A 26,363-nucleotide genomic window follows, 5' to 3' on the forward strand; every position below is an offset into this window, starting at 1 on the left:
TAATGCCGAGCCGCGACCGTAAGGGAGCGGATGTGTATGAAAATTTACTGCCTCAAATGCGGGAATAAAATAACATCTCTAATTGATTGAGAATTAGTAAATAACATCACCAATCGATCTATCCCTATTCCTTCGCCCGCTGTAGGAGGTAAACCGTATTCCAATGCTTCAATATAATCACTATCAAAATGCATTGCCTCTAAATCTCCAGCTTCTTTTTCTTCAACTTGCTTACGAAAACGCTCAGCCTGATCCTCAGCGTCGTTCAACTCAGAAAATCCATTCGCAATCTCACGGCCGGCAATAAAAAATTCAAAACGATCTGTCACTTCCGGATTCGTATCAGAACGTCTGGCCAAAGGAGAAATTTCAGTAGGATATTCAGTAATAAATGTGGGTTGAAATAATTGGTGTTCAACCGTTTCTTCAAAAATAATAATTTGCAGTTTACCTAAACCATCCGTTGTTTTATAAAGCAAATCCAAATCATTAAGAAGTGTTCTACATCCTTCAATAGTTTCCAACTGCTGAGGATTAATGTCGGTATGATATTTCAATATGGCTTCTTTTACACTCAAACGTTCAAAAGGCTTATTAAAATCAATGATCTGACCTTGATATTCTATTTGCCGAGAACCTAGCACTTTATCACACAGATATTGAAATAATTGTTCGGTGAAATTCATTAAATCATTGTAATCAGCATAAGCCTGATAAAACTCAAGCATTGTAAATTCTGGATTATGGCGAGTGGAAATCCCTTCGTTGCGAAAATTTCTATTAATTTCATATACTCGTTCAAACCCTCCGACAACCAGACGCTTTAAATACAATTCGGGGGCTATCCTCAAATACATTGTCATATCAAGGGTATTATGATGGGTTATAAATGGACGAGCTAATGCGCCTCCAGGGATTGGATGCATCATAGGAGTTTCAACTTCTAAAAAGTGATTTTCATCCATAAACTCTCTAAAAGCCCTAATCAAATGAGAGCGTACCAAAAATGTTTTTCGACTGTCTTCATTAGCAATCAAATCAACATAACGTTTACGATATTTTAATTCTTGATCAGCCAAGCCATGAAACTTGTCGGGGAGGGGTCTTAAAGATTTGGTTAGCAACTCGACATGTTCCGCATTAATGGTCAGTTCATCCGTGTTCGTTTTAAATAACTCACCTTGCACACCAACAATATCCCCTAAATCCCAATGTTTAAACTGCTCATAAACTTCTGGAAGATCATTCGAGCGAATATAAACTTGTATTCGCCCTGATACATCCTGAATATGGAAGAAACTGGCCTTTCCCATGACTCTTCGTAATACAATCCGTCCAGCAACTGACACTTTAACATGTTGTTGCTCTAATGCTTGTTTCTCAATTTCATCGTATTGTTTTATTAATGCATCAGCTACATGTTCACGACGAAACTGATTTGGAAAATTAAATCCAGCTGTACGCAGTTCCGCCAATTTTTGCTTGCGAATATGGTAAACTTCACTTTCATCTATATGCTCTTCAGTCATGCTGCCCTACTCCTGCCTTTAAACTGGCTTCAATAAATTGATCTAATGAACCATCCAATACCGCCTGAGTATTACTGGTTTCAACACCCGTACGCAAATCTTTTACACGAGATTGGTCCAATACGTATGAGCGAATTTGTGATCCCCAACCAATATCCGATTTGCTGGCTTCCAATGCCTGCTGTTCTGCATTTTTCTTTTGTACTTCCAACTCATAAAGCTTCGCACGCAATTGCTTCATTGCCTGATCTTTATTCTTATGCTGGCTTCGATCATTCTGACATTGAACGACTATACCACTTGGTGCATGAGTAATCCTTACGGCTGAATCAGTACGGTTAACATGCTGTCCTCCAGCACCAGAAGCTCTATAAGTATCAATTCGCAAATCGGCTGGATTAATTTCAATTTCAATATCATCGTCAATCTCAGGGGAAACAAAGACCGCCGCGAACGAAGTATGTCGCCTGTTACCTGAATCAAAAGGGGACTTCCTCACCAAACGATGCACGCCAGTTTCAGTTCTCAGCCAACCAAACGCATATTCCCCAGTAAAATGAATGGTAGCACTTTTAATCCCAGCAACTTCTCCGGGAGAGCATTCAATCAATTCCGTGATAAACCCATGATGTTCTCCCCAGCGCAAATACATTCGCAATAACATTTCAGCCCAATCTTGTGCTTCTGTACCTCCTGAACCGGCTTGAATATCAAGATACGCATTGGAATGATCCATTTTACCAGAAAACATTCTCCTAAATTCCAAGGCAGCAACTTGTTGCTCAATTGACTTTAATTCCTCACTTATGTCATTAATTGTTTGCTCGTCATCTTCTTCTCGAGCCAATTCAAACAATTCTCTCTGATCACAAATAGACTGGCCTAATTGGCTTAATGAGTGGACTATGGTTTCTAGTTGGGTTCTTTCACGTCCTAATGATTGAGCTTGCTCAGGATTATCCCACACATTAGATGATTCCAATTCACGAATCACTTCCTCCAATCGCTCTCTTTTACTTTCGAAGTCAAAGATACCCCCTAAGCGACTCTATGCGCTCATAAAGATCAATTAAACTTAAATTAATTTGATTCACTTCCAACATAAGTGTCTCTTTTAAAAATAAATAGGGGATTTTACAGTGAAAGTAAGATTCTATCTACATTAATTCTGATGTTTTAACGCAGTTCTATAAGCCTGCAAATTCATTAATAAATCTGCTTCAGCATTTGATAGGTGACAATTATTAACAATTTCTTCCCGTGTCCCTCCCATTTCAAGAATTCTCAATGCGTGTTGATAACTACCATCGTTATGTCTTGTGTTTTCTAATTCTTGTAATTGATTATCCATGCTAATTAATTGCTGGTTAATTTCATTAAGCTGTTTAGCAAACAATAAATCAGCATTTATCAACATAGGATGATCTTTTACAATTTGAACAGTCAATTTTTCCAAAGAATTAATTTTGTCCTGCAATTTAATTACATCTTTACGCTGATTTAGTAAGTAATTACCTAAAATCAAAAAAATTATAACATTCAAAAACAGGATGATAGGCATCATTTTTTATCCCTTATTTCCATATTATTTTTATTTAATTCTACTGAGTTTGTATTACTTATAATAGTAAAATGTAATCTACTTAAATCAGGATTAAGAATCCTATCCACTTTTCGGTTCTTGGTAATAAGAATATTCACTCTCCGATTTTGGCTCCTGCCTGCCTCTGTGTCATTAGCCGTCACTGGATATTGTTCTCCATAACCTGTTACTAAAATGCGATGATTGGCTATCCCAAAATTATTTAAAATTCGACCAACAGTTGCCGCTCTTGCTGCTGATAACTCCCAATTAGAAGGGTATTGTGGCGTTTCAATAGGCACATTATCAGTGTACCCCTCAACGACCACTGGGAAATGAAGATCCTTGATTTTCCCAGCCAACTTCATTAATTTAATTAATGCTTCAGGTTTAATATCAGCACTTCCTGAATCAAACAAAGAACCCGCTTTTATATCTATCTCAACCCACCCCTCCTGCCTATTCACCTTGAAATCGCTATCTTCCATTTCAGAAAGTGATTTATTTAAATCATCCAGTCCATCCTTGTAAATTCCTTTCGTCTTCTTTTCCTCAGGTCCGTCTTTTAAATTATCAGTTGATTGAGTTGCCTTATTTTGATCCTTTTTATTAAAAGCTGATTTCATCCCTTCAGAAAGAGATTTATACTTTGAATCATTCACAGAAGAAATAGCATACATCACAACAAAAAAAGCAAACAACAAAGTAATGAAGTCAGCATAAGATACGACCCATCTATGATTATCTTCATGCTTTTCATCATTATTTCGTTTTGGTTTCATTTTGCCTGTGTTGCCCAAAGTTGTTTAATTTTAACTGAAGCATATTGGGACTCTCACCACTGGCCATGGCAACCAAGCCCTCAACAACCATTTCATCAAAATGCACCTTGCGAGAAATACAACTCTTTAATTTATTCGCAATGGGTAAAAAAAACAGATTGGCTAACCCAACACCATAAATAGTTGCCACAAAAGCAACTGCGATACCTAATCCTAACTCACTCGGGTCAGCCAGGTTCCTCATCACTTGAATTAATCCCAAGACAGCCCCCAGAATCCCTATTGTCGGACTATATCCCCCCATACTCTCAAATACGTTAGCAGCACGTAAATCATGATGTTCCGTACGATCTATTTCCGTCTCCAAAACTTGTCTTAGGGTTAGCTTGTCAACTCCAGTAACAAGTAACTCCAATCCCTTATGAATTAAAGGATTAGTTTCAATCTCCAAACGATCTTCTAAAGAAAGCAGACCAAGCTGACGAGCTTTTCTTGATAATTCTATGAGTGTCGTTCTACACTCTTCAAAATTATAATGAGGAGGTTTTAATACCCAGGGCAATATTCTAAATGCTCTTTTAAAAGTTGTTAAAGGAGTTTGCACCATAACCGCACCTAATGTTCCACCCATGACAATAAGTAAGGCAGGGAAATTAAGTAAGGATTGTAAATCACCCCCCTCAAACATTTGGCCCACGATAATGGCAATAAAGCTTGTTAACAATCCTATTAAGGTCAAAGCGTCCATACTTATCTTTTATTCCGGTAATCTTGATTTAATGCGATGCGTTGCCTGACTAAGAATTTGTGAAATCCTGGATTCACTAACCTCCAACACTTCACCAATTTCCTTCAAATTCAAATCCTGTTCATAATACAAAGACAGTACCAGTCGCTCTTTATGAGGAAGACCATCAATCACTTGAGTCAATCGATTCATCATATCGCTTCGCATCACACTGACATGTGGTTCTGTTAAACCACCACCCTCTTCATCATATAAAACATCATCTGTTACCCCTAAGTCATCAAAGCCGTATAAATGACTACTAATGGAATCCTGCAGCATGTGATGATATTCGTTTAATGATACGCCTATCTCTTCGGCAATTTCATTATCCTTGGCTTCACGCCCAAGTTTATGCTCTAAAATACGCACCGCATCGGAAATCATTCTTGAATTGCGATATACAGAGCGTGGTACCCAATCGTTTCGCCTCACTTCATCAAGCATGTGTCCTCTAATGCGAATTCCTGCATAGGTTTCAAAGGAAGCCCCCTTAGATGCATCATAATGTCTTGCAGCTTCAAGCAGGCCAAGCATTCCTGATTGTATTAAATCATCCAGTTGTACGCTCTGCGGCAATCTTCCGAGTAAATGATGAGCAATTCGCTTTACCAATATGGCATGAATTTTTACCAGCGCTTCCTGGGTTTGTTGATTTACTTTGCTGTATGCAGCCAAAGCATCCACGATACTCTCCTTACAATAACAGCAGATTGTAATTATTAGTAATTTGGTAAATCTAAGACAAACATAGTACAGCTACTTTTAAGTATAGCGAATAATTTAAAATTCTCCTGTAACCAAACGCTCTAAAAAGAAACTGGTATTTCCGCCTAAAGATGGTTTAAACGTCCAATGACTGATAGTCTCTGCCAATTCTCTCAAAGATAGGGCAGCCGGTGAGTCAGGATAGGCAATTAAAATAGGATTTTGCTTTTTTACTGATTTATGAACATTTTCATCAAATGGAATTGCTCCCAGATAATCTAACTGCACATCCAAAAACTGCTCAGAGACACGAAACAGTTTATTAAATAATTCCCGACCATCCTTTATATTTCTCACCATATTGGCAAGAACATGGAAATGAGTCCATTCATACCGCTTACTCATCACTTTAATTAGAGCATAAGCATCGGTTAAGGAGGTCGGCTCATCACAAACAACAACAATCAACTCTTGAGATGATCGAGCGAAACTCAAAACAGTCTCGGAAATTCCCGCAGCTGTGTCAATAATCATATAATCCAAATCATCAGTTAATTCATTAAATGAATCAATTATTCCAGCATGCTCGACAGAACTAAGCTGAGTCATAAATTCTGTTCCAGATGCTGAAGGAATAACTCTTATACCAGCTGGACCATGCAGAATAATGTCGCTTAAATGGCATATACCCTGCATCACGTGAGATAAATTGTATTTGGTATGTAAACCTAACATAATATCCACATTAGCCAACCCTAAATCAGCATCAAGAAGCATAACACTATAATTTAGCTGAGATAGAGCGATAGCCAAATTAACTGACACATTACTTTTACCTACACCACCCTTTCCTGCTGAAACAGCAATCACTTTAACAGGCTTGATTCGGGACAAACTTCTGAGGCCAGAAGCTTGATCTTTTATACCTTTGCTAAGTTTCGACATAACGCTCTCTCCTAACATTCGGATTTACTTTGCTGATGTCCCTGTCCTCCTGAAACAACTGAAGCTCTTGTTGTGCAAGCAATTCAGCAAGCTGGTGACGAGTAGCAATTTTGATGTCCTCAGGAACACGTTGCCCATCTGTTAAGTACCCCAGACCCAAACCAGATTCTATAACTGCGCTTATAGCACCACCCACAGCAAGAGATTCATCTAATTTTGTAATAATGCATTGATCAATATGATTTGCCTGATAACGTTTAATGGCATCAATTAATACCTGGTAATGACTAGTCGCTGGCAGTACCAATACTTTGGCAATGGATTGCAGATAATTACTTAATACGGCCATTTGTTTGGTCACACGTTCATCAGCAGGATTCATTCCAGCCGTATCAATCAAAATTAATTTTTTGTCATTTAATTGACGCAATATTCTTGCCAAAGATACTTCATCATGAGCTATACAAACCTTAACTCCCAAAATTTTTCCATAGAGCACTAATTGTTCCTGTGCGGCTATTCGGTAAGTATCCATGGTAACTAAACCCAAATTATCAGCACCAAAGCGTAAAGCAAAGCGTGCTGCGATTTTAGCTAGAGTTGTCGTTTTGCCAACACCAGTTGGACCGACAAACGCGTAGATGCCACCTTCTTCTATTCTCCTGGAATCACGCATAGGCAGTTGCTCTGTCACTTGTGATAGAATATGTTGCCAGGCTCTCTGCTGATTCAAATCAGGTTTTACTGAGTGAACCCAAACTGTGGCAGTATTAGGACTGACACCTAAATACAATAGCTTTTGCAGCATAAGCGTATGTAGAGGTTCATGAATACCCACATTCCCACGAAGTTGAGCTTCAAGCATCCCCCTTAATGTCAAAATCTCCTGACGCATGTCATCTAATGGGGTTTGCACTGGATATTTTTCTGTCTGGCTTGGTGGTTCTGCCATAGCTACCGCAGCCTGAGTTGATAAAACTGACTCATCAAAATCAATGGCTGCAACTATTTCAATCCCGTCATTTACTTTATGACTAGATAAAATAACGGCATCAGGGCCAAAAGTAGCCTTTATTTGCTGCATGGCACTGCGAGTATCTGCAGCAACAAAGCGTTTTAATTTCATAATGCCTCCTGCCTTCAACACACCTATGCAATGTCTGAAACTAGCCTACGGTTCCAACTATCCTTATTTGTTTGTTATCAGGTATTTCCTGATAGGACAAAACATGAAAGTCATTGGATATAGTACGCACAAATCGTGCCAAAACAGCTCGTATACCTGGTTGAACTACTAAAACTGAACTTTCTTGCTTTGCTTGCTGTTGTGCAGCAAATTGAACCAGTGATTGTTGGATTTTATCTGCCATTCCTGGTTCAAAACTAATGCCACCCTGCCCACTATTTTGTATAGTAGTGTGCAATAACTGTTCCAATTCAGGTTTTAGAGTAATAATAGGAAGCTCTTCATCCAATCCACTGATTTTCTGGGTGATTAATCGAGAAAGAGCAACTCTCACTTGGCTGATTAAATAATCTGTATCCTTAGATTTTGACGCATATTCCGCCAAAGTTTCGACTATAGTGCGTATATCAGTTAAAGGAATACGCTCAGATAATAATCCTTGCAATACTTTGCTGACCATACCTAAAGACAATCCATCGGGTATTAATTCTTTAACCAGCTTAGGAGAGCTTATAGCCAATTTATCCAAAAGTTGTTGTGTCTCTTCATAACCAAGTAACTGTTGACTGTTTTGTTCTAGAATCATACTTAAGTGAGTAGCTACTACTGTCGAAGCATCAACTACTGTATAGCCTAAAGTATGTGCTTGCTCTTTTTGACTTTCATTAATCCATACCGCATCCATTCCAAAGGCAGGATCTCGAGTTTGTATTCCTTCTAAAGCACCAAATACCTGACCAGGATTTATCGCCAGCCATTTATCAGGATGAATCGCTGCTTCACCCATAATCACTCCTGCTAAACTTAACCTGTAGTGATTGGATTTTAAATCCAAATTATCGCGAACATGAACGGATGGTATTAAAAACCCCAGTTCTTGCGATATTTTCTTACGTACCCCTTTAATTCGTGAAAGTAAAATGCCTCCTTGGGCATTATCAACCATAGGGATCAATCGATAACCAACTTCCAGGCTAATAACATCTACAGGATTAACATCATCCCAGGATAATTCGTTTACGCCGGTATCAAGAACCGTTGGGAGTTCATTTTGTTCTTCAGCCTGCCTTTCGCGCTTAATGTTTTCCTGTTTGATAAACAAATAAGCAATCCCAGTTAACCCTACTGATAATAAAATAAATGCAATATGTGGCATTCCAGGAATTATACCTATTAATCCAATAACACCCGCAGCAATGATCAGCGAACGTGGTTTGGCAAAGACTTGCGAAATGACTGCTTGACCCATATTTTGAGCACTGGAAACTCTGGTAACAATAATTGCAGCAGCAGTAGACAATAATAATGAAGGAACTTGAGCAACCAAACCATCTCCAACTGTTAATAAAATATAGTTATGAACTGCGTCACTAAAGCTCATACTGTATTGGAAAATGCCTACTATCAAACCACCAACAATGTTTATAATTAAAACCAATATTCCTGCTATAGCATCTCCGCGAACGAATTTACTGGCTCCATCCATTGAGCCATAAAAATCAGCTTCTTGTGCTACTTCCGTTCGGCGCTTAATTGCCTGTTCCTGATTGATTAAACCCGCATTTAGATCAGCGTCTATAGCCATTTGTTTTCCTGGTAAAGCATCTAAAGTAAATCGTGCGCTCACTTCGGATACCCTACCTGCACCTTTAGTCACAACTACAAAATTAATAACAACGAGAATAATAAATACCACTAAACCAACGGTGTAATTACCTCCAATCACCACTTCACCAAAAGATTGAATAACCTGACCAGCAGCATCTGTACCATTATGCCCGTTCAGCAAAACTACGCGTGTAGATGCCACATTCAGTGCCAGCCTTAACAGGGTTGCTAAAAGTATCACAGTAGGAAATACAGCAAAATCCAAAGGTCTCTCACTATAAATAACTGCTAATAAGACAACCAAAGAAAGAGCGATATTAAAAGTAAAAAATATATCCAATAAAAAAGGGGGCAAAGGTAACATCATCATGCTGAGCATTACAATAAGTATCAATGGCGTACCAAATCCTTGGCGCATCCAATATTGTATATAGTGCATTGTGTTCTTCACTCAAGATCCTCCTCTGCTTCGCGAGCCAGCTCAGCTGGAATAGGTACATTTTGTAAAATTTCCGGTTTATAATCGTAGCGTTGTTTGTCACGTAGCTGAAAAATATAAGCGAGCACCTGAGCGACAGCAACATATAACCCTCTAGGAATTTCTGCATTTAATTTTGTTGAAAAATAAATGGCTCGAGCCAACGATGGAACCGAAATAACTGGGACTTTATGCTCGTTTGCAATCTTAGAGATCTGAAAGGCGACCAGGTTTTTTCCCTTAGCGATAACCATTGGCGCTTTCTTTCCTTTTTTTTGGTAACTAATAGCAACGGCATAATGAGTAGGATTGGTTAATATAACATCCGCCTTGGGTACCTCACTCATCATCCGTCGCCTTGCAACTTCTTGCTGTGCCCGACGTATCGCATTTTTTACCTCAGGCTTTCCTTCCGTTTCTTTGTATTCATCTTTTAATTCCTGTTTTGTCATCTTAATGGATTTACTATGTTCATATAATTGGAATGGAACATCTACTGCTGCAATTAATATCAAACTTGCGGAAATCAACACAAAAGACTTTAAAATAATAAATAAGCCACTACTGATTGCAGTTTCTAATGGCGCTTTTCCTAGCTCAAGCAACAATGGAACTTGCAATTTAAGTACTATCATGGACGCACTTGCCACTAAGATGAATTTTAAAAGCGCCTTAAGCATTTCAATAACTCCCTTTAAAGAAATCATGCGCTTAAAGCCTTTCAATATATTTAATCTTGAGAATTTTGGTTGCACTGATTGTCCACTAAAAACCCATCCACCCATAAGCAATGGTGCTAGCAGGGATAAAATAAAAATAACCGCTAATAGAGGAACAAGAGACCAAAGCCCAGCTTTTGCTAAGAGGAACAATCGTTCTAATGAATAATTTGGAGCAAAAAGGACTTCTCGATCAAAAATAAATGCCCATTGCATCATAGTGGCCAATTGGGTAGTTAATTGCTTTCCAAAAATTAAAAAACTAAGGCCAGTAAATAATAAAATTACTGTCGCATTAAAATCTCTTGAACGAGCAACCTGCCCTTTTTCTCGGGATTCCTTCAATCTCTTGGCTGAGGGTTGTTCCGTTTTTTCTTGTGACTGTTCTTCATCTGCCATCAATGCAGCATCCCTATTATAAATTGCATTCCGTGCTTAATGCTCTCTACCATTTCTGCCCCCACAGTAGACAAACTAATTTTTATGATGACAAAACTCATTAATAACGTAATAGGAAAACCCAAAGAAAAAATATTTAATTGTGGGGCAACACGAGTCATAATTCCAAAAGACAAGCTTACAATAAGCAATGATAAAATTGCGGGTATTGAAATTAACACAGCTTCTTTAAACATCCACCCCGAAAATACAATCACGCTCCATATAACTGACATATCCAGGGAAGCCTTGCCCACTGGCATTATCCTAAAGCTCTCTATTAACGCGTCAATAATCGCCAAGTGGCCATTCAATGCTAAAAATATTAATGTAGTCATCATTAAATACAATTGACTGACTAAAGGAACACTAGCCTTACTCGCTGGATCGACCATCACAGCAAAGCCTAAACCAGCTTGCATTGAGATAATTTGTCCACCAATAATAAACACTTGAAATACCAGCTGTAAAACAAATCCCATTAACATACCTAAAAATAATTCTTGTACTAGATAAACCAGATATAGGCCATTAAAATTATCAAAAGATAAGTTTTGAGGTACATAAGAGAAACACACACAACTTAAAGCAAAAGTAAAAAGAACTTTAATGCGTGCCGGTAATAACACAGAGGACAAAACTGGCACAGTAAGCATCAAACCACCAATACGCACCATGGGCCAAATGAATTGGCTCATTAAGCGAATCATAATTTGATAATCCAGATTCATTTTATTTCTCTAACCAATTAAATAAGGAATATTGGTTATTAAAGAATCCGTATAATTAATCAATGTCTTTAATAACCAAGGCCCCGCTAAAATCAAAACTAAAAAAGTAACGAATAACTTAGGTATAAAACTTAAACTGGCTTCATTGATTTGAGTCGCAGCCTGAAACATGGATACAATTAATCCAACAATCAATCCTGGCAATATCAATACCATCAGTAATAATAAAATGATATAAACACTATCACTGAATAAAGAAACGACTGATTCAGGGGTCATGTAGCCTCCTCCTAGGAAAGGGCAAAACTTGACGCAAGTGAACCCAATACCAAAGTCCACCCATCCACCATCACAAACAACATGATTTTAAAAGGTAATGAAATGATTAGAGGTGAAAGCATCATCATACCCATAGCCATCAAAACACTCGATACAACAAGATCAATAATTAAAAAAGGTAAAAATAAAATAAATCCGATTTGAAATGCTGTTTTTAACTCACTTGTGATGAATGCCGGTATTAGAACACTCATGGGGATCTCATCCAGAGTTTTTGGAACATTTTGAGCAAATTTTTCGAATAAAGATAAATCATTTTTTCTTGTTTGATTTAGCATAAATTGACGTAGGGGAATTTGTGCATTAGACATTGCCTCAGAAAAATTCATCTTTTCCGCCATGTAAGGTTGCACTGCGGTTTCATTAATTTTGTAAAATACAGGAGACATGACAAAATAAGTCATGAACAAAGCGATGCCAATTAATATTTGATTGGTAGGTGTCTGTGCCATTCCTATCGCCTGCCGTAAAATTGACAGGACGATAATTATCCTAGTAAAAGACGTCATCGCCATCAATAATCCTGGCAAAACGGTCAGCACAGTCATAAAAATTAAAATTTGCAGATTGACACTATAAGATTGTGAGCCATTTGGACCAGGCTGCATGGTGACTGCGGGGAGTGATAAAGGGTCGGTATAACCTGCTGAGGGTAATAAGAAAAACAATATAAAAATCAGAAACCAACTTTTAATTTTCATTTATGATTTTCCTATTGCCGATTTTAGTATGTCTGCAAAGGAAGAGGACTTATTATCCACATCAAATCCTTCAGGAAGTTGATTACCAAAATCATATAAGATATTAACAGAACACGAACCAACACCTACTAATAAATATCTGTCACCAATTTTCAGTAATACAATTTTTTCCCTGGGGCCTAAAATCATACTTCCAACCGTCTGAAACCCTTTAGATGAAGTAACATTCACCCCATGTAAGCGCTTCACTATCCAAGATAAAAAAACAATAATAAATAAAACAAACAAAAGCCCCGAAATAATTCGTAACAACTCACCATGACTAATCCCATTTGAATTAAAGGAGGATGATGACCAAGTCACGGTACAAGTTAGGCACAAGCTTAAAAAAGTCAAATGTTGTATTTTATTTTTCATTTAAGACGTTTTATCCGCTCTGCCTTGCTGACGATATCAGTTAGTCGTACACCAAATTTATCGTTAACCACGACTACTTCACCATGCGCAACTAAAGTCCCATTCACTAACACATCCAGTGGATCACCTGCCAATCGATCAAGTGCCACAATTCCGCCTTGATTTAACTGCAGTAAATTACGAATAGTCATTTTGGTACGGCCTATTTCAACGGTCACTGACACAGGGATATCCAGAATTAATTCCAATTTCTCATTACCAGGATCTTGGTTCAGAGATTGATCTTGATTTAACTGCTCCATGTTTGATTCTTGAACTTGCGTCATTCGTACTCCCCTAATAACTTATCATTTTAATAATTTTCAAAGCTCGTTTTTCATTGGCACTGCCTAATGTCGCGGTAAAACTTGGTGTTCCTTCTATATCCAGAGTTACCACCTCATTCATTTCCAAAGGTACAAAATCTCCCACTTGCCAAGACATTACTTTACCTAGGGTACTGATCGTCTCAGCCATTGAGGCACTGACTGTTAATTCAACATCCATGAGTTCTTCTTTTAAGGAATTAATCCAGTTCGGATCAATTTCATCATCAGGTCGTGACGCGCCTAACTCCAATTGTTGTTTGATGGGTTCAAGCATGGAATAAGGTAATATAAAATAAAACGACCCTGTTTCCTTACCAAAATTTAAGGTAAACCGAGCCACAAGCAACATTTCCTCTGGCTCAGCAATATTCACTAATTGAGGGTTTGTTTCATCATTGAATTTCGCGATATCGAGCTGAATTATCGGTTCCCATGCATGAATTAAATTAGCCACTAATTTTTTAGTGACTACATCCATCACTCGTACTTCAGTGGCGGTAAAGTCCGTCTTGTCTTTTTGGGCACAGAACTGACTGCTTCCACCAAAATAGTAATCCACTAAATCGTACACAAAAGTACTGTCAAACAAAATAATTCCTTTCCCTCGTAGAGGCTTAAACTTATATATGCCAATCAAACTAGGATTAGGTAAACCTTTCATAAACTCTTTGTGTTTCGTAATTAAGAGCGGGTCTTGTTTAATTTCGAAATCTCTGGCAGTTAAATGATAGATATCTGCTGCAAATAGACGTACTGCTCTATCATAAATTTTGTCTAATACTGGAAGTTGTCCTTTGACTATACGCTCTTGACCAGTAAACTTTAACGTTTTTATCCCATCTTCTGCCGCTGTTTTATCGGAATCAATAGAAGAGTCAATTTCTTGATTAGCAGGAACCTTTTGTTGTTTACGATCTGTTTGTTTATTTGCAGAGATCTCATTTGCATCTTCTGTATCGTCATCAATTGACTCATCAACTGAATCCAGTAATGCATCTATCTCTTCTTGTGATAACACATCTTTCTCAGCCATAAGTAATCCATTTGCATCTAACAATATTTTCAGAGTTCATTTTTATGCTCTGCTGTCGATAATTTAAATTTTACTTTCTCAACACTGAACAACTGTCTGCTGACTATCCCATGCAAAGCTCGTGCCATTCCAGTAAATCCATAAATCAAGCATATCATTCAGGAATTGATGTTTAATTCATTAGGCCTCTTGCATAACCTGTATATTTTGCTTTGGTGCAAAGCGTAAAGGTTTCGAGGAGCGGAGTTTACATAGAGTAAATGAGCACCACAGAAACCCTTACAAAACAGTAGGGTCTGTTTACATTTCGCTAGAATGTAAACAGACCCTAATAAAATATAAGAGACAGGTTATGCAAGAGGTCTATTGATTAAATTTGACTCTGTCAATCAATTGACATAATGATTTATCCAGACAGTATTGTATTTTAGATAAAAAACTTTCTATGAAGACTATTCTGGTAAATAAAAGATAGTGCACCAACATTAATTAAAGAATAAGAAATGGTTATTCAATCATCTGCTTGTTGTTGGCATTTATCTTCAGCCATACTTTGACAATTGGAATTGCAATCAATTTCGTCCGAGGTTATACAAATATCGTTTAAACATTGCTGATAATTGTCAGCAACACATTCATCCGTATTTAATTGATTTGCACCTTCATCTACCGATGGTAAATCAACAGCAAATGCAGATAGCGAAAAGGATAAAATAACAAAAAGAGTTGATACTTTATTCATCATGAAGTCCTTAATTGGAATCTGATTTAATTATAGACACCCTTTGTCTTTTGATCCTGTTTCAATAATAAAAAAATCATGAGACACTCCAATATCCGTTCGTCATAAAATAATAGTTTAGTATGCGTAGCAAAAAAATCACATTGACTAATTTTACACGCGCAACATATGGTGAGTCTCATTGCATAAGGCCAGATAACGAGCGGGAACTTATCCACTATATTACCCAAAATAAGCCTAAGAATATGCTGGCGAGAGGAGGGGGACTAAGTTACAGTGACAGTTGTTTGAACAATGAAGGGATAGTGATTGATACTGTTCGCTTTAATCATTTAATCGATTTCAATGTCAAAACAGGTATTTTAATATGCCAAGGCGGAACCCCCTTTAAAGATCTGTTTTTACTAGACGACGAATTTATCCCACCTGTTCTTCCCGGTACAGTATTTGCGACTGTAGCTGGTGGAGTGGCTCATGACGTCCATGGTAAAAATAATCATATTGATGGTAGTTTCGGTCATCACATCATATGGTTAGATTTACTGATTGGCGATAAAATTGTGCATTGTAATCGTAAGGAGAACAGCGATTTGTTTTATGCCAGTATTGCGGGCTTGGGTTTAACTGGCATTATTACACGAGCAGCTATTCGTCTAAAAAAAGCATCTCGCTTCCTTCAGGTCGAGCATCAACAATTTATTTCAATAGGCACCCTGATTGAAAGCATGGTTAACTTTGGCCTGAAACAAGATTACCAAGTGGCCTGGATAGACTTGTTAAGCTCAGCTCCACGTGCCATTTTATCTATGGCCAACTATTGTGAATCAGACGTCAAATCTAATAGAGAATTAAAGACTTATAGCCTGCCAAAATTACCATTTAGTCTTATTAAAAAATGGAACATGAAATGGTTTAACCAATATTTTTATTCAAGGAAACAAGTAAAAGAGATACTTAGCCTTACTCAATACAATAACCCTCTGGATAAAATTTTACATTGGAACAGGCTCTACGGGCCAAAAGGGCTAATTCAATTTCAAGCAGTATTTGATCAAAGCAATGCGATACAAATTATTAATCACTTGATACGCATCATTAGAAATTATAATGCGACTCCGACCCTCACTGTACTCAAATTATTGACACAACATGGAGAAGGTTTGCTTTCCTTTTGTCAACCAGGGTTTACCTTGGCTATTGACTTTATCAATAACTCTCAAGCCAAAACTGCTATTAGGTCTATGAATCAAGTGATTTCAGAAAACAATGGGCGCATTTATTTAGCTAAAGATTTATTATTAAGCTCGGAGCAATACCACAAAATGTATGGAAATGCAGCAAAATTTGTTCAAGTACTCACAAAATATCAATGCCCTATGCGATCTGATCTGGCTCAACGTTTAGGAATAGTAAAATGACACAAAGAACATGGGTTATTTTAGGAGCGACCTCTGCTATTGCAGAGCAATTTGCTCATCTTGCTGCAGAAGCGGGGAATCATTTGCGCCTGGTTGGACGAAACTCGGAACAGCTAGACTTAATCGCCAAAGACATTCAATTACGATATAAAATTAAATGTGAAACAACTCTCGTTGATTTTTCTCAATCCACTGAACAATTGCTTACAATATTAAAAACAGAAGAACGAGAACTAGACTTGTTTGTTGCACATAGTGATTTTACAGGTAATGATCACTTAAAACTGCAATCAATAAAACATTTAATTGATACCAATGTATCTTCTACTGCAATTTTAATTAACGCCTATTTACAATCCATGCAAGAAAAACATCATATACTGTATTTAAGTTCCGTTGCCGCTTGTCGTGGACGCGCCAAGAATAGTCTTTATGGTGCCAGTAAAGCGGCAATTGAAATATTTCTCCAGGGGTTACAACAAACAGCACCGAAGAATCAGCACATCACCATCGCTCGTCTTGGATATATTGACACAAAACAAACTTACGGATTACCAGGAATTTTTTATGCTGCCCGCCCAGATGACTGTGCAAAGGCATGTTGGCAAAAAATAAATCATAATAAAAGACTATTTTACTATCCAGGTTTCTGGCGAGTTATAATGGCTGTCATCACAAGACTTCCTTTTTTTATTTATAAAAAAATGGGAACACTATAACAGGACTTACGCCCCCTTTCGTGGGGATACATCAGTTCTGGAAGTAAATGACATAATACCACTATAGAATCTCTCAGATCTCAGTTCATGCTGAGCCTAAGAGATAAAAAGTAAAATGAAAAATCAAAAGCAATCGATTTAAGTCAATTTCGTGCTTACAGAACTGCTGTAATCGCTTGTAGCAGTTATTTCTTCCTCAGTAGCAGGCGCTAAATAAGCAGATGAAGTAGGTTGATTATTGCCAAAAATCCCTAATTCAATTCTGATTGAACTGCTGATTTTCGACGAGGATGCCACAGATTGTTGCGTATGAGGCTTCCGTACAGCGTCCTCTGAACGCGAAATCATTCTAATTTCTTCATGTAGCACTGAACTGTCATGATTCATTATTTTAATTTTTCCTGTTAATTCAGAAATTTCCAAATTAATTTTTTTCAACTCTTCTGTTAATTCTATAAGCTGTCTGGTTAATTCTTTTTTATCATTCCTTTTAAGTGAAGAATTCTTCAACTGATTTTCCACAACATCAACCTGAGCTTGCAACATAGACGCTTGTAACATCAAGCTTTTCATAGGAGTAGTAACCTGTTTCCTGGCTACTTCCCCCATGTTTGTTAATTTTTCAATCACAGTATGTCGAGTATCAGCTAAATGCTCTAATTTATTTGCATGCCTTTCTTTAAAAGGAATTCCAGTATTAGGATGTGCAATAAAATATTCTAACATCGGCCTCAATTGATTGGTAAATTGAGCTAATCCAAGCAGATCCTCTGCAGGGTATAACCCTAATTCATCAGTAAAATGCGGAGCCAAAATAATTGCAAGATTTTCCCATGTCATCCGATTGCTTTCATGAAAGTTTCCTGCTGTATGCATTAAATAACAATAATGATAAAGAATTTCGCCCACTCTTTGATGGTCAAGTATTTTTGAAAGTAACAATGAGTCAATAAAATGATCCAGGAGTTGAGTTGCAGCTTTTTTATTTTCAACTTTACTTATATCAGAATTTAATAGAGTTTTTAGCTCTTTAGTAAAAACGGTGAGTAATGTATCTTCTGGATTCAACAATACACTTTCCTTAAGAACTAAAGTCAACATTCCTAAAATATTATTCAGATGCAAATTATTAACGCGACCACTCTCTATGACATAATCCGTTAGTATTTCCAAATTAAAATCATTAGCAATTATTCGTTCAAGCAACATTTCTGATTCTTCTTTGGAGCCCGCTATCCTGAATACCCCTGGGCTATTTAGCAAATCAGGTAATTGAAAGACCAATTGGGAAACACAACGAAACACATTGACTATTATATGAGTGCTATAAGGTCCTGGCATAACTAGTTCTCCGATTAAATTTTGAGTAAATACTATCATGTGGTCATATTTAATTCACTGTTAAAAATTGCGCATTTCAGCATTTCTTAATTAAACCTTAATTTTTTACTGGTATCATTTTGATCAATTTATTTATAATATATTCATTCCAATGGGAGAATACACAATGCCTCGTTATGGTTTCACCTTATTTTCTGATCGAGCCAAGTCTGCTTTTGAGTATGGAAAAAATGAGAAAGTTACAGTCCTTGCATTCCAAAGTGATACAGATACACAATTCCCCACTATAAACCCTAAAATTCTTGACCGTGCTCAACCTGGTAGTACATGGTGGGAGGGAATACCATTGACCAGCCCAACCTTAATGGCTAAAACCATGCGCAGCCTTTACAGTACTATTGGTGCATTCGGTGCCAACTCCACTAAAGTGCTTGTACAAGATAACAATATTTTCTATCACAGTATTGCTGAAACCATTCAAAAAGGCGAGCTGAATTATTCTGAACTCATCGCATCCGATTTAGCTCAAAGTCAAAAAATGATGATTTGTGCTCACGGCTATCCACACGATACCGATAATGCTTATTTAGAAACAGCTTCTGGGAAAAAATATCCTATTTCATACCAAGATCTAGCCAAGTTTGTTGCACAGCATATTGATATCCATCGAGAAGAGCCATTAATTATTGATTTAAGCATGTGTTATGCAGCAAGAAGCGCCAATCAAAAAAAGGTTCATACTCTTGATAACATCAGTAAAGAGGATATTGATAGTAGTTTCTCACATAAATTTACCAAAGAATTGTCCAAGCTTTTACCTAATACTCCACTGCAGGTCAAAGCAAGCGCAACGGCTGTAACCTATGACTATTCATCTGGTCTAAGAATGACAGAACTTGAAGAATCCTTCCAAGATAAACAAGGTTGGTCTAAGAAGCACCGAGGTGAAGATTATTTTGCCCCTGAGACATTAAGCTTCTCTCATTATGCTGATCCTGAAAAAGGTCTTTATACTAAGGTCACTGAAACAGATAATGATGAAAAACAAACCACACTTGAATTTATAATGGAAACACCTGATGACAAGAGTTTAGAGGGAACATTGTCAATGGGCAGTGGTTCCGGTATGTAAAACATAATTATAATAAGTACCCTAAATCAGTTTTAGGGTACTTAAATTTCAATTAGTTTATTAAGCAACAAAAAACAGAAAAAAATTCAAAAAAGCAGGCGAATAAAACAAATCACTTTAAGATTCTAATCATTGGCAGTATTGTTTTTATTACCCCAAAAAACTGCAAAATGTATATTATTAAAACAATTAATACCAATACATTCAAAAGGCTTTTAATTGCACCAGGCATGGGTATGAAGACATTAATTAACCATAGACCTACCCCAAAAACTACTATCAATGCGATCAAATTCAATAGCTCATTCATCATAGTGCTCATTCGTGAGTTAGTATGTTTAGTATAGCAAATCTATAGATAATTGTTTTAAAATCAACCTGAAACCTCTTAACAGCTTTCAATCATTTTTCTTATTTCTTGAATCTTGTTGTTCAAATCTTCGGGTACAATACCCCCGCCTTGAGCCATATCATCCCTTCCACCACCTTTGCCACAAAGATGTTTTACTAACTGAGCAGCACTTGGTGCTTTGCCTATGATATTTTTACTTACTCCGGCAATCACGTTCATTTTGTCTTGATCAACAGTAAATAATACTATTACCGCAGAATCAATTTTTGATTTTAACTGATCCAGAGTATTACGCATGGTTTGGCTGTCCATACCCTCCATCTGCTTGACTAATAAATTGATACCATTGACTTGCTGCACTTCCGTCAGAATATCTGAGCCCGATTGTTTTGCCTTCTCACTTAGGAGTTTTGCAATTGTTTTTTCCTGATTTTTATTATCAAGCAATAATTGCGAGACTTTTTCCTGTAGAGCATTTGGTGTTGTTTTAAGAGTAATAGCAAGATTATTCATAAGTCCTAGTTGCTCATTTACCCAAGCTAATGCATAACGACCAGTTACCATCTCAATCCTCCTAACACCACTGGCAATTCCGTATTCCGTTATGATCTTAAACAGACCTAGATCACCAGTACGTCGTGCATGTGTTCCCCCACAAAGTTCTTTGGAAAAATCCCCCATGGATAATACACGTACAGCATCGGAGTATTTTTCCCCAAATAGCGCAACGGCGCCACTTTGCTTGGCAGATTCAATGTCCATCACTTGCGTTACAACTTCATTATTGCCCCTAATTTGTTCATTAACTACTTCTTCAATTTGTTGGATTTGCTGAGAAGTCAATGCCTCAAAATGGGAAAAGTCAAAACGTGCGCGCTCCGCATCAACTAAGGATCCTCTTTGTTGAACATGTTGTCCAACCACTTTTTTTAAAGCGGCATGCAACAAATGAGTTGCTGTATGATTCAAACGAATAGAATCGCGTCTTAAATTATCTACTTGGGCACGGACTGATAACTGTAAAGCTAATTCACCCTTAATAACTTCTCCATAATGCACTACAGCTTGACCTACTTTTTGTGTGTCATCTACCTGAAAAGAAAATCCTTTTCCTGTCAGCAACCCTTTATCACCGACCTGACCACCACTTTCAGCATAAAAGGGAGTGTGATCAAGAATCACAGCCCCTTTCGCACCTTTATTAATAGATTTCACCTCATGGCCTTCTTGAAGCAATCCAATAATCTGTGCGTCTATGGCTACCTTTTCATACCCATGAAACTCCGACTGATGATCTAATTGAGAAGCCGCATGATAGTCGGTAGTAAATTGACTTGCAGCTTGTGATTGTTCTCTCTGTTGTTGCATCAATTGGTTAAATCCATCCATATCGATATGCAAGCCTTGCTCACGAACAATGTCTGCTGTCAGGTCTATAGGAAAACCATAAGTATCGTATAATTTAAATGCGACTTGCCCTGACAACTTGTTATCACTCAGGTTTTTAATATGATCTTGCAATAATCGCAATCCTTGTTCCAAAGTGCGGACAAACTGATTTTCTTCTTGCTGCAAAATTCTTTCAATATGCGCCTTGGAATTGATTAACTCTGGGTAAGCATCTCCCATCACATCAATTAAGGGTTGTACAAGCTTAGAAAAAAATGGGCTGGGTAAACCTAATTTATTTCCATGTCTGACCGCTCTGCGAATAATTCTTCTTAATACATATCCTCTCCCCTCATTACTAGGCAAAACTCCATCAACTATTAAAAAAGAGCAAGAACGAATATGATCAGCGATTACTTTTAGTGAGGTATGGTTTAAATCAATATTATATCCCAATTTTGCTATGGCTTTAATTAAATATTGGAAACTGTCAATCTCATAATTACTGTGAACACCTTGTATAACCGCAGCAAGTCTTTCTAAGCCCATACCAGTATCAACAGAAGGTTTTGGCAACGGATGCAAACACCCTTCCCTGTCTCTGTTGAACTGCATAAATACCAGATTCCATATTTCTATATAACGATCCCCGTCCTCCTCTGGACTGCCTGGGGGGCCACCAGCTACTTCGGGGCCATGATCATAAAAAATTTCTGTGCATGGCCCACAAGGCCCTGTATCCCCCATTGACCAAAAATTATCTTTTTCTCCACACCGGGAAAAACGTTCAGGAGACACCTTCATTTCCTTTAACCAAATGTCTTCTGCTTCAAGATCCTCTTTATAGACGGTGACCCACAATCGTTCTGTTGGTATACGCAGAACTTCAGTTAAAAATTCCCAGGCATATTGAATTGCTTCTCGTTTGAAATAATCGCCAAAACTAAAATTACCCAACATCTCAAAAAATGTATGGTGTCTTGCTGTGTATCCAACATTTTCTAAATCATTATGTTTACCACCTGCGCGAACACAGCGCTGTGCTGTAACAGCACGTTGGTAAGGACGGGTTTCAAGCCCTAGAAAAAGATCCTTAAATTGCACCATGCCTGCATTTGTAAATAATAAGGTGGGGTCATTAGAAGGAATCAAAGAACTCGATGCGACTAATTGATGACTGCGCTGAACGAAATAATCCAGGAATGCTTGTCTAATTTCAGAACTTTTCATTTTTACTACTTACCAGTTGAGTTAATTAACGTGAGTTCAATATTAAAGGCATGCCATGCTTTTAATATCTAAACGAGCTTTACCCCTATAAAACATTGCCTTTTATACGGGATCCGGTTCAAAATAGTCAAGTTAATTAAGAAGGTTAACCTCTTTAAATACCTTTGAAATAACATCCCTATCAAACCCACGATACAGCAAAAAACGTTGCTGTTTTTGTATTTCGCTCAAAGAGAAATCATCCTGTCCCTTAAACTTTTTCTGCCACACTTGCAAGGCATAATGAACCCAATCCCTGTTTTCCTGCTGCAAAAGACTCTGAATAAGATCGCTGTCTACTCCTTTGCTTTTTAATTCCTGTCTAATTTTTAAAGGCCCATACCCTTGGTGAATTCGCGATCGGATATAGATCTCCACAAAACGCCCATCGCTTTGATACCCAAGGCGTTGACATTCCTCCAAAGCCTCTTGAGCGTCCTTGGAACCAAATCCCTTTTGCAACAATTTATCGTATAACTCCATAGCACCATGCTCACGCCTGCTTAACAGGCGCAAGGCACTATTGAATGCTTTAGTCATCTACCGCCTCAAAAATGTCTTCTGACGCACCGGTCAACATAGACAATTTCTTTTCTAACATTTCAGTGCGAATTTGTTGCTCGATCTCGGCAGCCACTTGTGGGTTTTCCTTCAAGTATAATCTGGCATTATCTTTACCTTGACCAATTTTTTCTTGCTTATAACTATACCAGGCGCCTGATTTTTCAATCAGATTCAGTTGAACACCTAAATTAATAACCTCACTCTCACGAGAGATACCTTCATTATATAAAATATCAAATTCTGTTACTTTAAACGGTGGTGCCACCTTGTTTTTAACTACTTTAACCCGTGTTTCACTACCTAATATTTCCTCACCTTTTTTAATGGAGCCGATGCGACGAATATCCAAACGCACAGAAGCATAAAATTTCAAAGCATTGCCACCTGTAGTGGTTTCAGGACTACCAAACATCACACCGATTTTCATGCGAATCTGGTTAATAAAAATCACCAAAGTATTGGAGCGTTTGATATTCGCAGTCAATTTGCGCAACGCTTGTGACATAAGACGGGCTTGCAAGCCCACATGGGAGTCTCCCATTTCCCCTTCAATTTCCGCTTTAGGAGTCAATGCAGCAACCGAGTCAATTATCACAACATCTACAGCTGCAGAGCGAACTAACATATCAGTGATTTCCAGAGCTTGCTCACCAGTATCAGGTTGAGAAACCAAAAGCTCATCCACATTAACCCCTAATTTTTGGGCATAACTTGGATCCAAAGCGTGCTCGGCATCAATAAATGCTGCTGTACCACCCATTTTTTGACACTCAGCAATTACTTGAAGAGTTAATGTAGTTTTACCTGACGATTCGGGGCCATAAATTTCAACTATACGCCCTTTTGGCAGACCACCAATCCCCAAAGCAATATCAAGACCTAATGAACCTGTAGAAATTGCTTCTATATCCCGTGAAACCGTGCTATCACCCATACGCATCACAGAACCCTTGCCAAATTGACGCTCGATTTGTGAAAGTGCAGCCGATAATGCTTTTTGTTTATTCTCTTCCATAATTTATTCCAATTTGTAATGTGTGCAAGAACAAAATTATCACACAGATGTGAATAGGCAGCAAACGGTAATCGTTCTGTTACAATAAAAAAATTATCACCTGAGAATAGGCTTCTTTTCCAAATTTGCTGAGGAGAGAAGTGCGAGGAGAACTGGCGTGTACACCTGGCGATTCGCGCACCGTATCGACGAAGCAATTCTCCTCTGCAGTAGAGTTCGGAAAGAAGTCTAATAAATACTGAGCCCTTTCGTCAGCACGACGTCTACCCCAATTTATTCAGAATGGAGTAAACGCATGTTCTGACTTTACCATTATGAAAAAACCTGAAATGTTAGCTAGATCATAATTTATTGGCCTTAAACTGTGTTAATAATCTGGGAACAAAGATAACCGCAGCCAAGGCTACTGCACCAAAGAATAATAAATTACTTGGTGAAAAGAATGAGCTTTCTTTCACAGGCACATCTTTTGAAACATCTTTCTTGGTTGAAACGCTATTCTTATCGACCTTTTCCTTTGATGGGAGAGATTGGGAAGGGGAAGTAATTTCTTTATAATGACTTAGTAAACTTTTTAATTTAAGATCATGATCTTTTGACTTCAATTTTGCAGAGTCAAACGATAATTCGGCATTAAAAACTTCCATATCTAACTGTTGTAAAAACTCTTTACTTTTCTGATGCAATTCATCAATTTCATCTTGTAATTCAATATATCTCTTTGTCGCATTGCTCCTTAATGTTCTTAGTGTCTCCTCAGGTATACTATCAAATTCCTTTTTGGGATCATTCCTTAGCTCTATCGCCAAATTTAAAATAGAATAAACCACCTGAATACTATCATGTTGACATTGCCTCTGTATTTCAGTAACTGGCTGCGACAACCCTGTATCGATACTCTTAATCTCCGAAAGCCGGGATAATTGTTCTTTTGTCCTGGCGTAGACAGTTTGTTTAGAGTTATTTTCAATAAGCAGCCATTCCGCATAGGATCTCAAATGTTCTTGCTCTACATAAAATTTTACTTGCTCAAAAACACTATCAAAAGTAGTACTATCCATTGCATCAGATTTTGAGTTGGTTTCTATTGCCGTTAACAATTTCTCTGCGAATCCTAATAACTCATTCACCTCTTCATGTATGAGAGCAGCACTTATTATCGCATCCTCACCAACCTTAAGCTTTGCGAGATCAACATATTTTTTAATCTGGATATCAATCAGATCACTTAAAAACTCAAACAACCTTGTATATTGACTCATATTTATTCCTATTATTCTAATTAAACAAATCATTACTTTTCTTGTATGAACTTTAGGTTTAGTTTAAAACAAGAAGCAAGTTTTTCGAGGACACAAAAATTTTCATTTTTTGTCTATTTGCCCCATGGAAATACTCGCGATACAGCTATAAAACAAAATGTACTGGTTATGCAAGAGATTTATTGTAATTTTTATTAACTGAATGGCAAAAACAAGAATTTTATTATAAATAATAAATTGGTTAATGATTCGGAGCGCCCCAGATTCTTCTAAGAGCGGAGAGTACTCCATTTAAAGCATGGAGACAGGCGCTCAAGCGTATCTCTTGCCGATTTCCTGAGAATTGCTGTCTTGAAGTGTACTGATCATGATTTCGGACAGCCCAGCCAAAGCATACGGTACCCACTGGTTTTTCAATACTACCTCCGTCTGGGCCAGCAATACCAGTGACCGATACAGCAATATCACCGGCGCTGTACTGCAACGCTCCAACAGCCATAGCCAATGCCACTTCATCACTCACTGCACCATAGGCTTTTATTAACTCATGATCGACAGACAACATCTCTTCTTTCGCTAAATTACTGTAGGTAACAAAACCGCGTTCAAACCAAAGGGAACTCCCAGGCATCTCCGTAAGACAACTTGAAATTAAGCCGCCCGTACAAGATTCCGCAGTCACTAATTGCCATTTGTTCTTTTGTAAATACGAAGCTATTTCTTCAATCAATACTGTGAAATGATTCATGTATTTCACCTATAAAAAACCCCATAAAGCTAATATGGGGTTTTCTTGAGAACTCAATATA

At 37.6% G+C, this 26,363-nt stretch carries 27 protein-coding genes; 3 read left to right on the plus strand and 24 right to left on the minus strand.

The window, feature by feature from the left end; genetic code table 11:
- Positions 1 to 44: 44 nt before the first annotated feature.
- The 17 genes from lysS to ACZ5EK_RS09385 all read right to left on the minus strand — a co-directional run bounded on the left by lysS (position 45) and on the right by ACZ5EK_RS09385 (position 15,093).
- On the minus strand, positions 45 to 1,529 hold the full coding sequence (gene lysS / locus ACZ5EK_RS09305) for a lysine--tRNA ligase (RefSeq protein WP_464429240.1): 1,485 nt from the start codon (positions 1,527 to 1,529) through the stop codon (positions 45 to 47).
- Positions 1,522 to 2,632 (minus strand): peptide chain release factor 2 gene (gene prfB, locus ACZ5EK_RS09310; RefSeq protein ID WP_464429241.1). Its coding sequence is split into 2 segments (ribosomal slippage): positions 1,522 to 2,556 and positions 2,558 to 2,632, totalling 1,110 coding nucleotides; the frame shifts between segments, so codons are not numbered across the junction. Before prfB ends, lysS begins: the two co-directional genes overlap by 8 nt.
- A gap of 59 nt (positions 2,633 to 2,691) precedes the next feature.
- Positions 2,692 to 3,093, minus strand: a complete 402-nt coding sequence (locus ACZ5EK_RS09315) for a DUF2802 domain-containing protein (protein WP_464429242.1) — start codon at positions 3,091 to 3,093, stop codon at positions 2,692 to 2,694.
- Entirely contained in the window at positions 3,090 to 3,893 is an 804-nt protein-coding gene (gene motD, locus ACZ5EK_RS09320) for a flagellar motor protein MotD (RefSeq protein WP_464429243.1), read from the minus strand. The genes ACZ5EK_RS09315 and motD overlap by 4 nt, the downstream gene beginning before the upstream one ends.
- Complete coding sequence (locus ACZ5EK_RS09325) at positions 3,874 to 4,641, minus strand: flagellar motor protein (RefSeq protein WP_464429244.1); 768 nt, start codon at positions 4,639 to 4,641, stop codon at positions 3,874 to 3,876. Before ACZ5EK_RS09325 ends, motD begins: the two co-directional genes overlap by 20 nt.
- Positions 4,642 to 4,650: 9 nt before the next feature.
- On the minus strand, positions 4,651 to 5,367 hold the full coding sequence (locus tag ACZ5EK_RS09330) for an RNA polymerase sigma factor FliA (protein WP_464429245.1): 717 nt from the start codon (positions 5,365 to 5,367) through the stop codon (positions 4,651 to 4,653).
- A gap of 96 nt (positions 5,368 to 5,463) precedes the next feature.
- Positions 5,464 to 6,333, minus strand: coding sequence for a MinD/ParA family protein (locus ACZ5EK_RS09335; RefSeq protein ID WP_464429246.1), 870 nt, complete (start codon positions 6,331 to 6,333; stop codon positions 5,464 to 5,466).
- Positions 6,320 to 7,459, minus strand: a complete 1,140-nt coding sequence (gene flhF, locus ACZ5EK_RS09340; protein ID WP_464429247.1) for a flagellar biosynthesis protein FlhF — start codon at positions 7,457 to 7,459, stop codon at positions 6,320 to 6,322. The genes ACZ5EK_RS09335 and flhF overlap by 14 nt, the downstream gene beginning before the upstream one ends.
- 40 nt (positions 7,460 to 7,499) lie before the next feature.
- A complete protein-coding gene (gene flhA, locus ACZ5EK_RS09345; RefSeq protein ID WP_464429248.1) occupies positions 7,500 to 9,578 on the minus strand; it encodes a flagellar biosynthesis protein FlhA in 2,079 nt (692 codons plus the stop codon).
- On the minus strand, positions 9,575 to 10,723 hold the full coding sequence (gene flhB / locus ACZ5EK_RS09350; protein ID WP_464429249.1) for a flagellar biosynthesis protein FlhB: 1,149 nt from the start codon (positions 10,721 to 10,723) through the stop codon (positions 9,575 to 9,577). Before flhB ends, flhA begins: the two co-directional genes overlap by 4 nt.
- Positions 10,723 to 11,493: a flagellar biosynthetic protein FliR gene (fliR, locus tag ACZ5EK_RS09355; protein ID WP_464429250.1), complete on the minus strand. Its 771-nt coding sequence runs from the start codon at positions 11,491 to 11,493 to the stop codon at positions 10,723 to 10,725. Before fliR ends, flhB begins: the two co-directional genes overlap by 1 nt.
- Positions 11,494 to 11,502: 9 nt before the next feature.
- Positions 11,503 to 11,772, minus strand: coding sequence for a flagellar biosynthesis protein FliQ (fliQ, locus tag ACZ5EK_RS09360; protein WP_464424078.1), 270 nt, complete (start codon positions 11,770 to 11,772; stop codon positions 11,503 to 11,505).
- Positions 11,773 to 11,783: 11 nt separating this feature from the next.
- Positions 11,784 to 12,533 carry a flagellar type III secretion system pore protein FliP gene (fliP, locus tag ACZ5EK_RS09365; RefSeq protein WP_464429251.1) on the minus strand — a complete coding sequence of 250 codons (750 nt, stop codon included), beginning with the start codon at positions 12,531 to 12,533 and terminating at the stop codon, positions 11,784 to 11,786.
- Positions 12,534 to 12,950, minus strand: coding sequence for a flagellar biosynthetic protein FliO (fliO, locus tag ACZ5EK_RS09370; protein WP_464429252.1), 417 nt, complete (start codon positions 12,948 to 12,950; stop codon positions 12,534 to 12,536).
- A complete protein-coding gene (gene fliN / locus ACZ5EK_RS09375) occupies positions 12,947 to 13,276 on the minus strand; it encodes a flagellar motor switch protein FliN (RefSeq protein ID WP_464424081.1) in 330 nt (109 codons plus the stop codon). Before fliN ends, fliO begins: the two co-directional genes overlap by 4 nt.
- Before the next feature lie 10 nt (positions 13,277 to 13,286).
- Complete coding sequence (gene fliM, locus ACZ5EK_RS09380; RefSeq protein ID WP_464429253.1) at positions 13,287 to 14,351, minus strand: flagellar motor switch protein FliM; 1,065 nt, start codon at positions 14,349 to 14,351, stop codon at positions 13,287 to 13,289.
- Positions 14,352 to 14,862: 511 nt separating this feature from the next.
- On the minus strand, positions 14,863 to 15,093 hold the full coding sequence (locus ACZ5EK_RS09385; RefSeq protein WP_464429254.1) for a hypothetical protein: 231 nt from the start codon (positions 15,091 to 15,093) through the stop codon (positions 14,863 to 14,865).
- A 122-nt stretch (positions 15,094 to 15,215) separates the two neighbouring features.
- Between ACZ5EK_RS09385 and ACZ5EK_RS09390 the strand changes: the two genes are divergently transcribed.
- The gene (locus ACZ5EK_RS09390; RefSeq protein WP_464429255.1) at positions 15,216 to 16,511 is read left to right on the plus strand and encodes an FAD-binding oxidoreductase; all 1,296 of its coding nucleotides are present in this window, start codon (positions 15,216 to 15,218) and stop codon (positions 16,509 to 16,511) included.
- The gene (locus ACZ5EK_RS09395; RefSeq protein ID WP_464429256.1) at positions 16,508 to 17,230 is read left to right on the plus strand and encodes an SDR family NAD(P)-dependent oxidoreductase; all 723 of its coding nucleotides are present in this window, start codon (positions 16,508 to 16,510) and stop codon (positions 17,228 to 17,230) included. Before ACZ5EK_RS09390 ends, ACZ5EK_RS09395 begins: the two co-directional genes overlap by 4 nt.
- Positions 17,231 to 17,368: 138 nt before the next feature.
- On the opposite strand, the gene ACZ5EK_RS09400 is transcribed toward ACZ5EK_RS09395, so the two are convergent.
- Positions 17,369 to 18,571, minus strand: a complete 1,203-nt coding sequence (locus tag ACZ5EK_RS09400) for a Rho GTPase-activating protein (RefSeq protein ID WP_464429257.1) — start codon at positions 18,569 to 18,571, stop codon at positions 17,369 to 17,371.
- A 166-nt stretch (positions 18,572 to 18,737) separates the two neighbouring features.
- Here ACZ5EK_RS09400 and ACZ5EK_RS09405 point away from each other — a divergent pair, with 166 nt between their 5' ends.
- Positions 18,738 to 19,703: a hypothetical protein gene (locus ACZ5EK_RS09405; protein WP_464429258.1), complete on the plus strand. Its 966-nt coding sequence runs from the start codon at positions 18,738 to 18,740 to the stop codon at positions 19,701 to 19,703.
- Positions 19,704 to 19,815: 112 nt separating this feature from the next.
- On the opposite strand, the gene ACZ5EK_RS09410 is transcribed toward ACZ5EK_RS09405, so the two are convergent.
- The 6 genes from ACZ5EK_RS09410 to ACZ5EK_RS09435 all read right to left on the minus strand — a co-directional run bounded on the left by ACZ5EK_RS09410 (position 19,816) and on the right by ACZ5EK_RS09435 (position 26,302).
- Positions 19,816 to 20,013, minus strand: coding sequence for a Thivi_2564 family membrane protein (locus ACZ5EK_RS09410; protein WP_464432480.1), 198 nt, complete (start codon positions 20,011 to 20,013; stop codon positions 19,816 to 19,818).
- A gap of 78 nt (positions 20,014 to 20,091) precedes the next feature.
- Positions 20,092 to 22,674: an alanine--tRNA ligase gene (alaS, locus tag ACZ5EK_RS09415; RefSeq protein ID WP_464429259.1), complete on the minus strand. Its 2,583-nt coding sequence runs from the start codon at positions 22,672 to 22,674 to the stop codon at positions 20,092 to 20,094.
- A gap of 132 nt (positions 22,675 to 22,806) precedes the next feature.
- Positions 22,807 to 23,253, minus strand: a complete 447-nt coding sequence (recX, locus tag ACZ5EK_RS09420; RefSeq protein WP_464429260.1) for a recombination regulator RecX — start codon at positions 23,251 to 23,253, stop codon at positions 22,807 to 22,809.
- Positions 23,246 to 24,292: a recombinase RecA gene (gene recA / locus ACZ5EK_RS09425; RefSeq protein ID WP_464429261.1), complete on the minus strand. Its 1,047-nt coding sequence runs from the start codon at positions 24,290 to 24,292 to the stop codon at positions 23,246 to 23,248. Before recA ends, recX begins: the two co-directional genes overlap by 8 nt.
- Before the next feature lie 341 nt (positions 24,293 to 24,633).
- Positions 24,634 to 25,554, minus strand: a complete 921-nt coding sequence (locus ACZ5EK_RS09430) for a hypothetical protein (protein WP_464429262.1) — start codon at positions 25,552 to 25,554, stop codon at positions 24,634 to 24,636.
- Between the two features lie 241 nt (positions 25,555 to 25,795).
- On the minus strand, positions 25,796 to 26,302 hold the full coding sequence (locus ACZ5EK_RS09435; protein ID WP_464429263.1) for a CinA family protein: 507 nt from the start codon (positions 26,300 to 26,302) through the stop codon (positions 25,796 to 25,798).
- Positions 26,303 to 26,363 lie beyond the last annotated feature (61 nt).

This window comes from Legionella sp. JM-2024 (assembly GCF_055389095.1).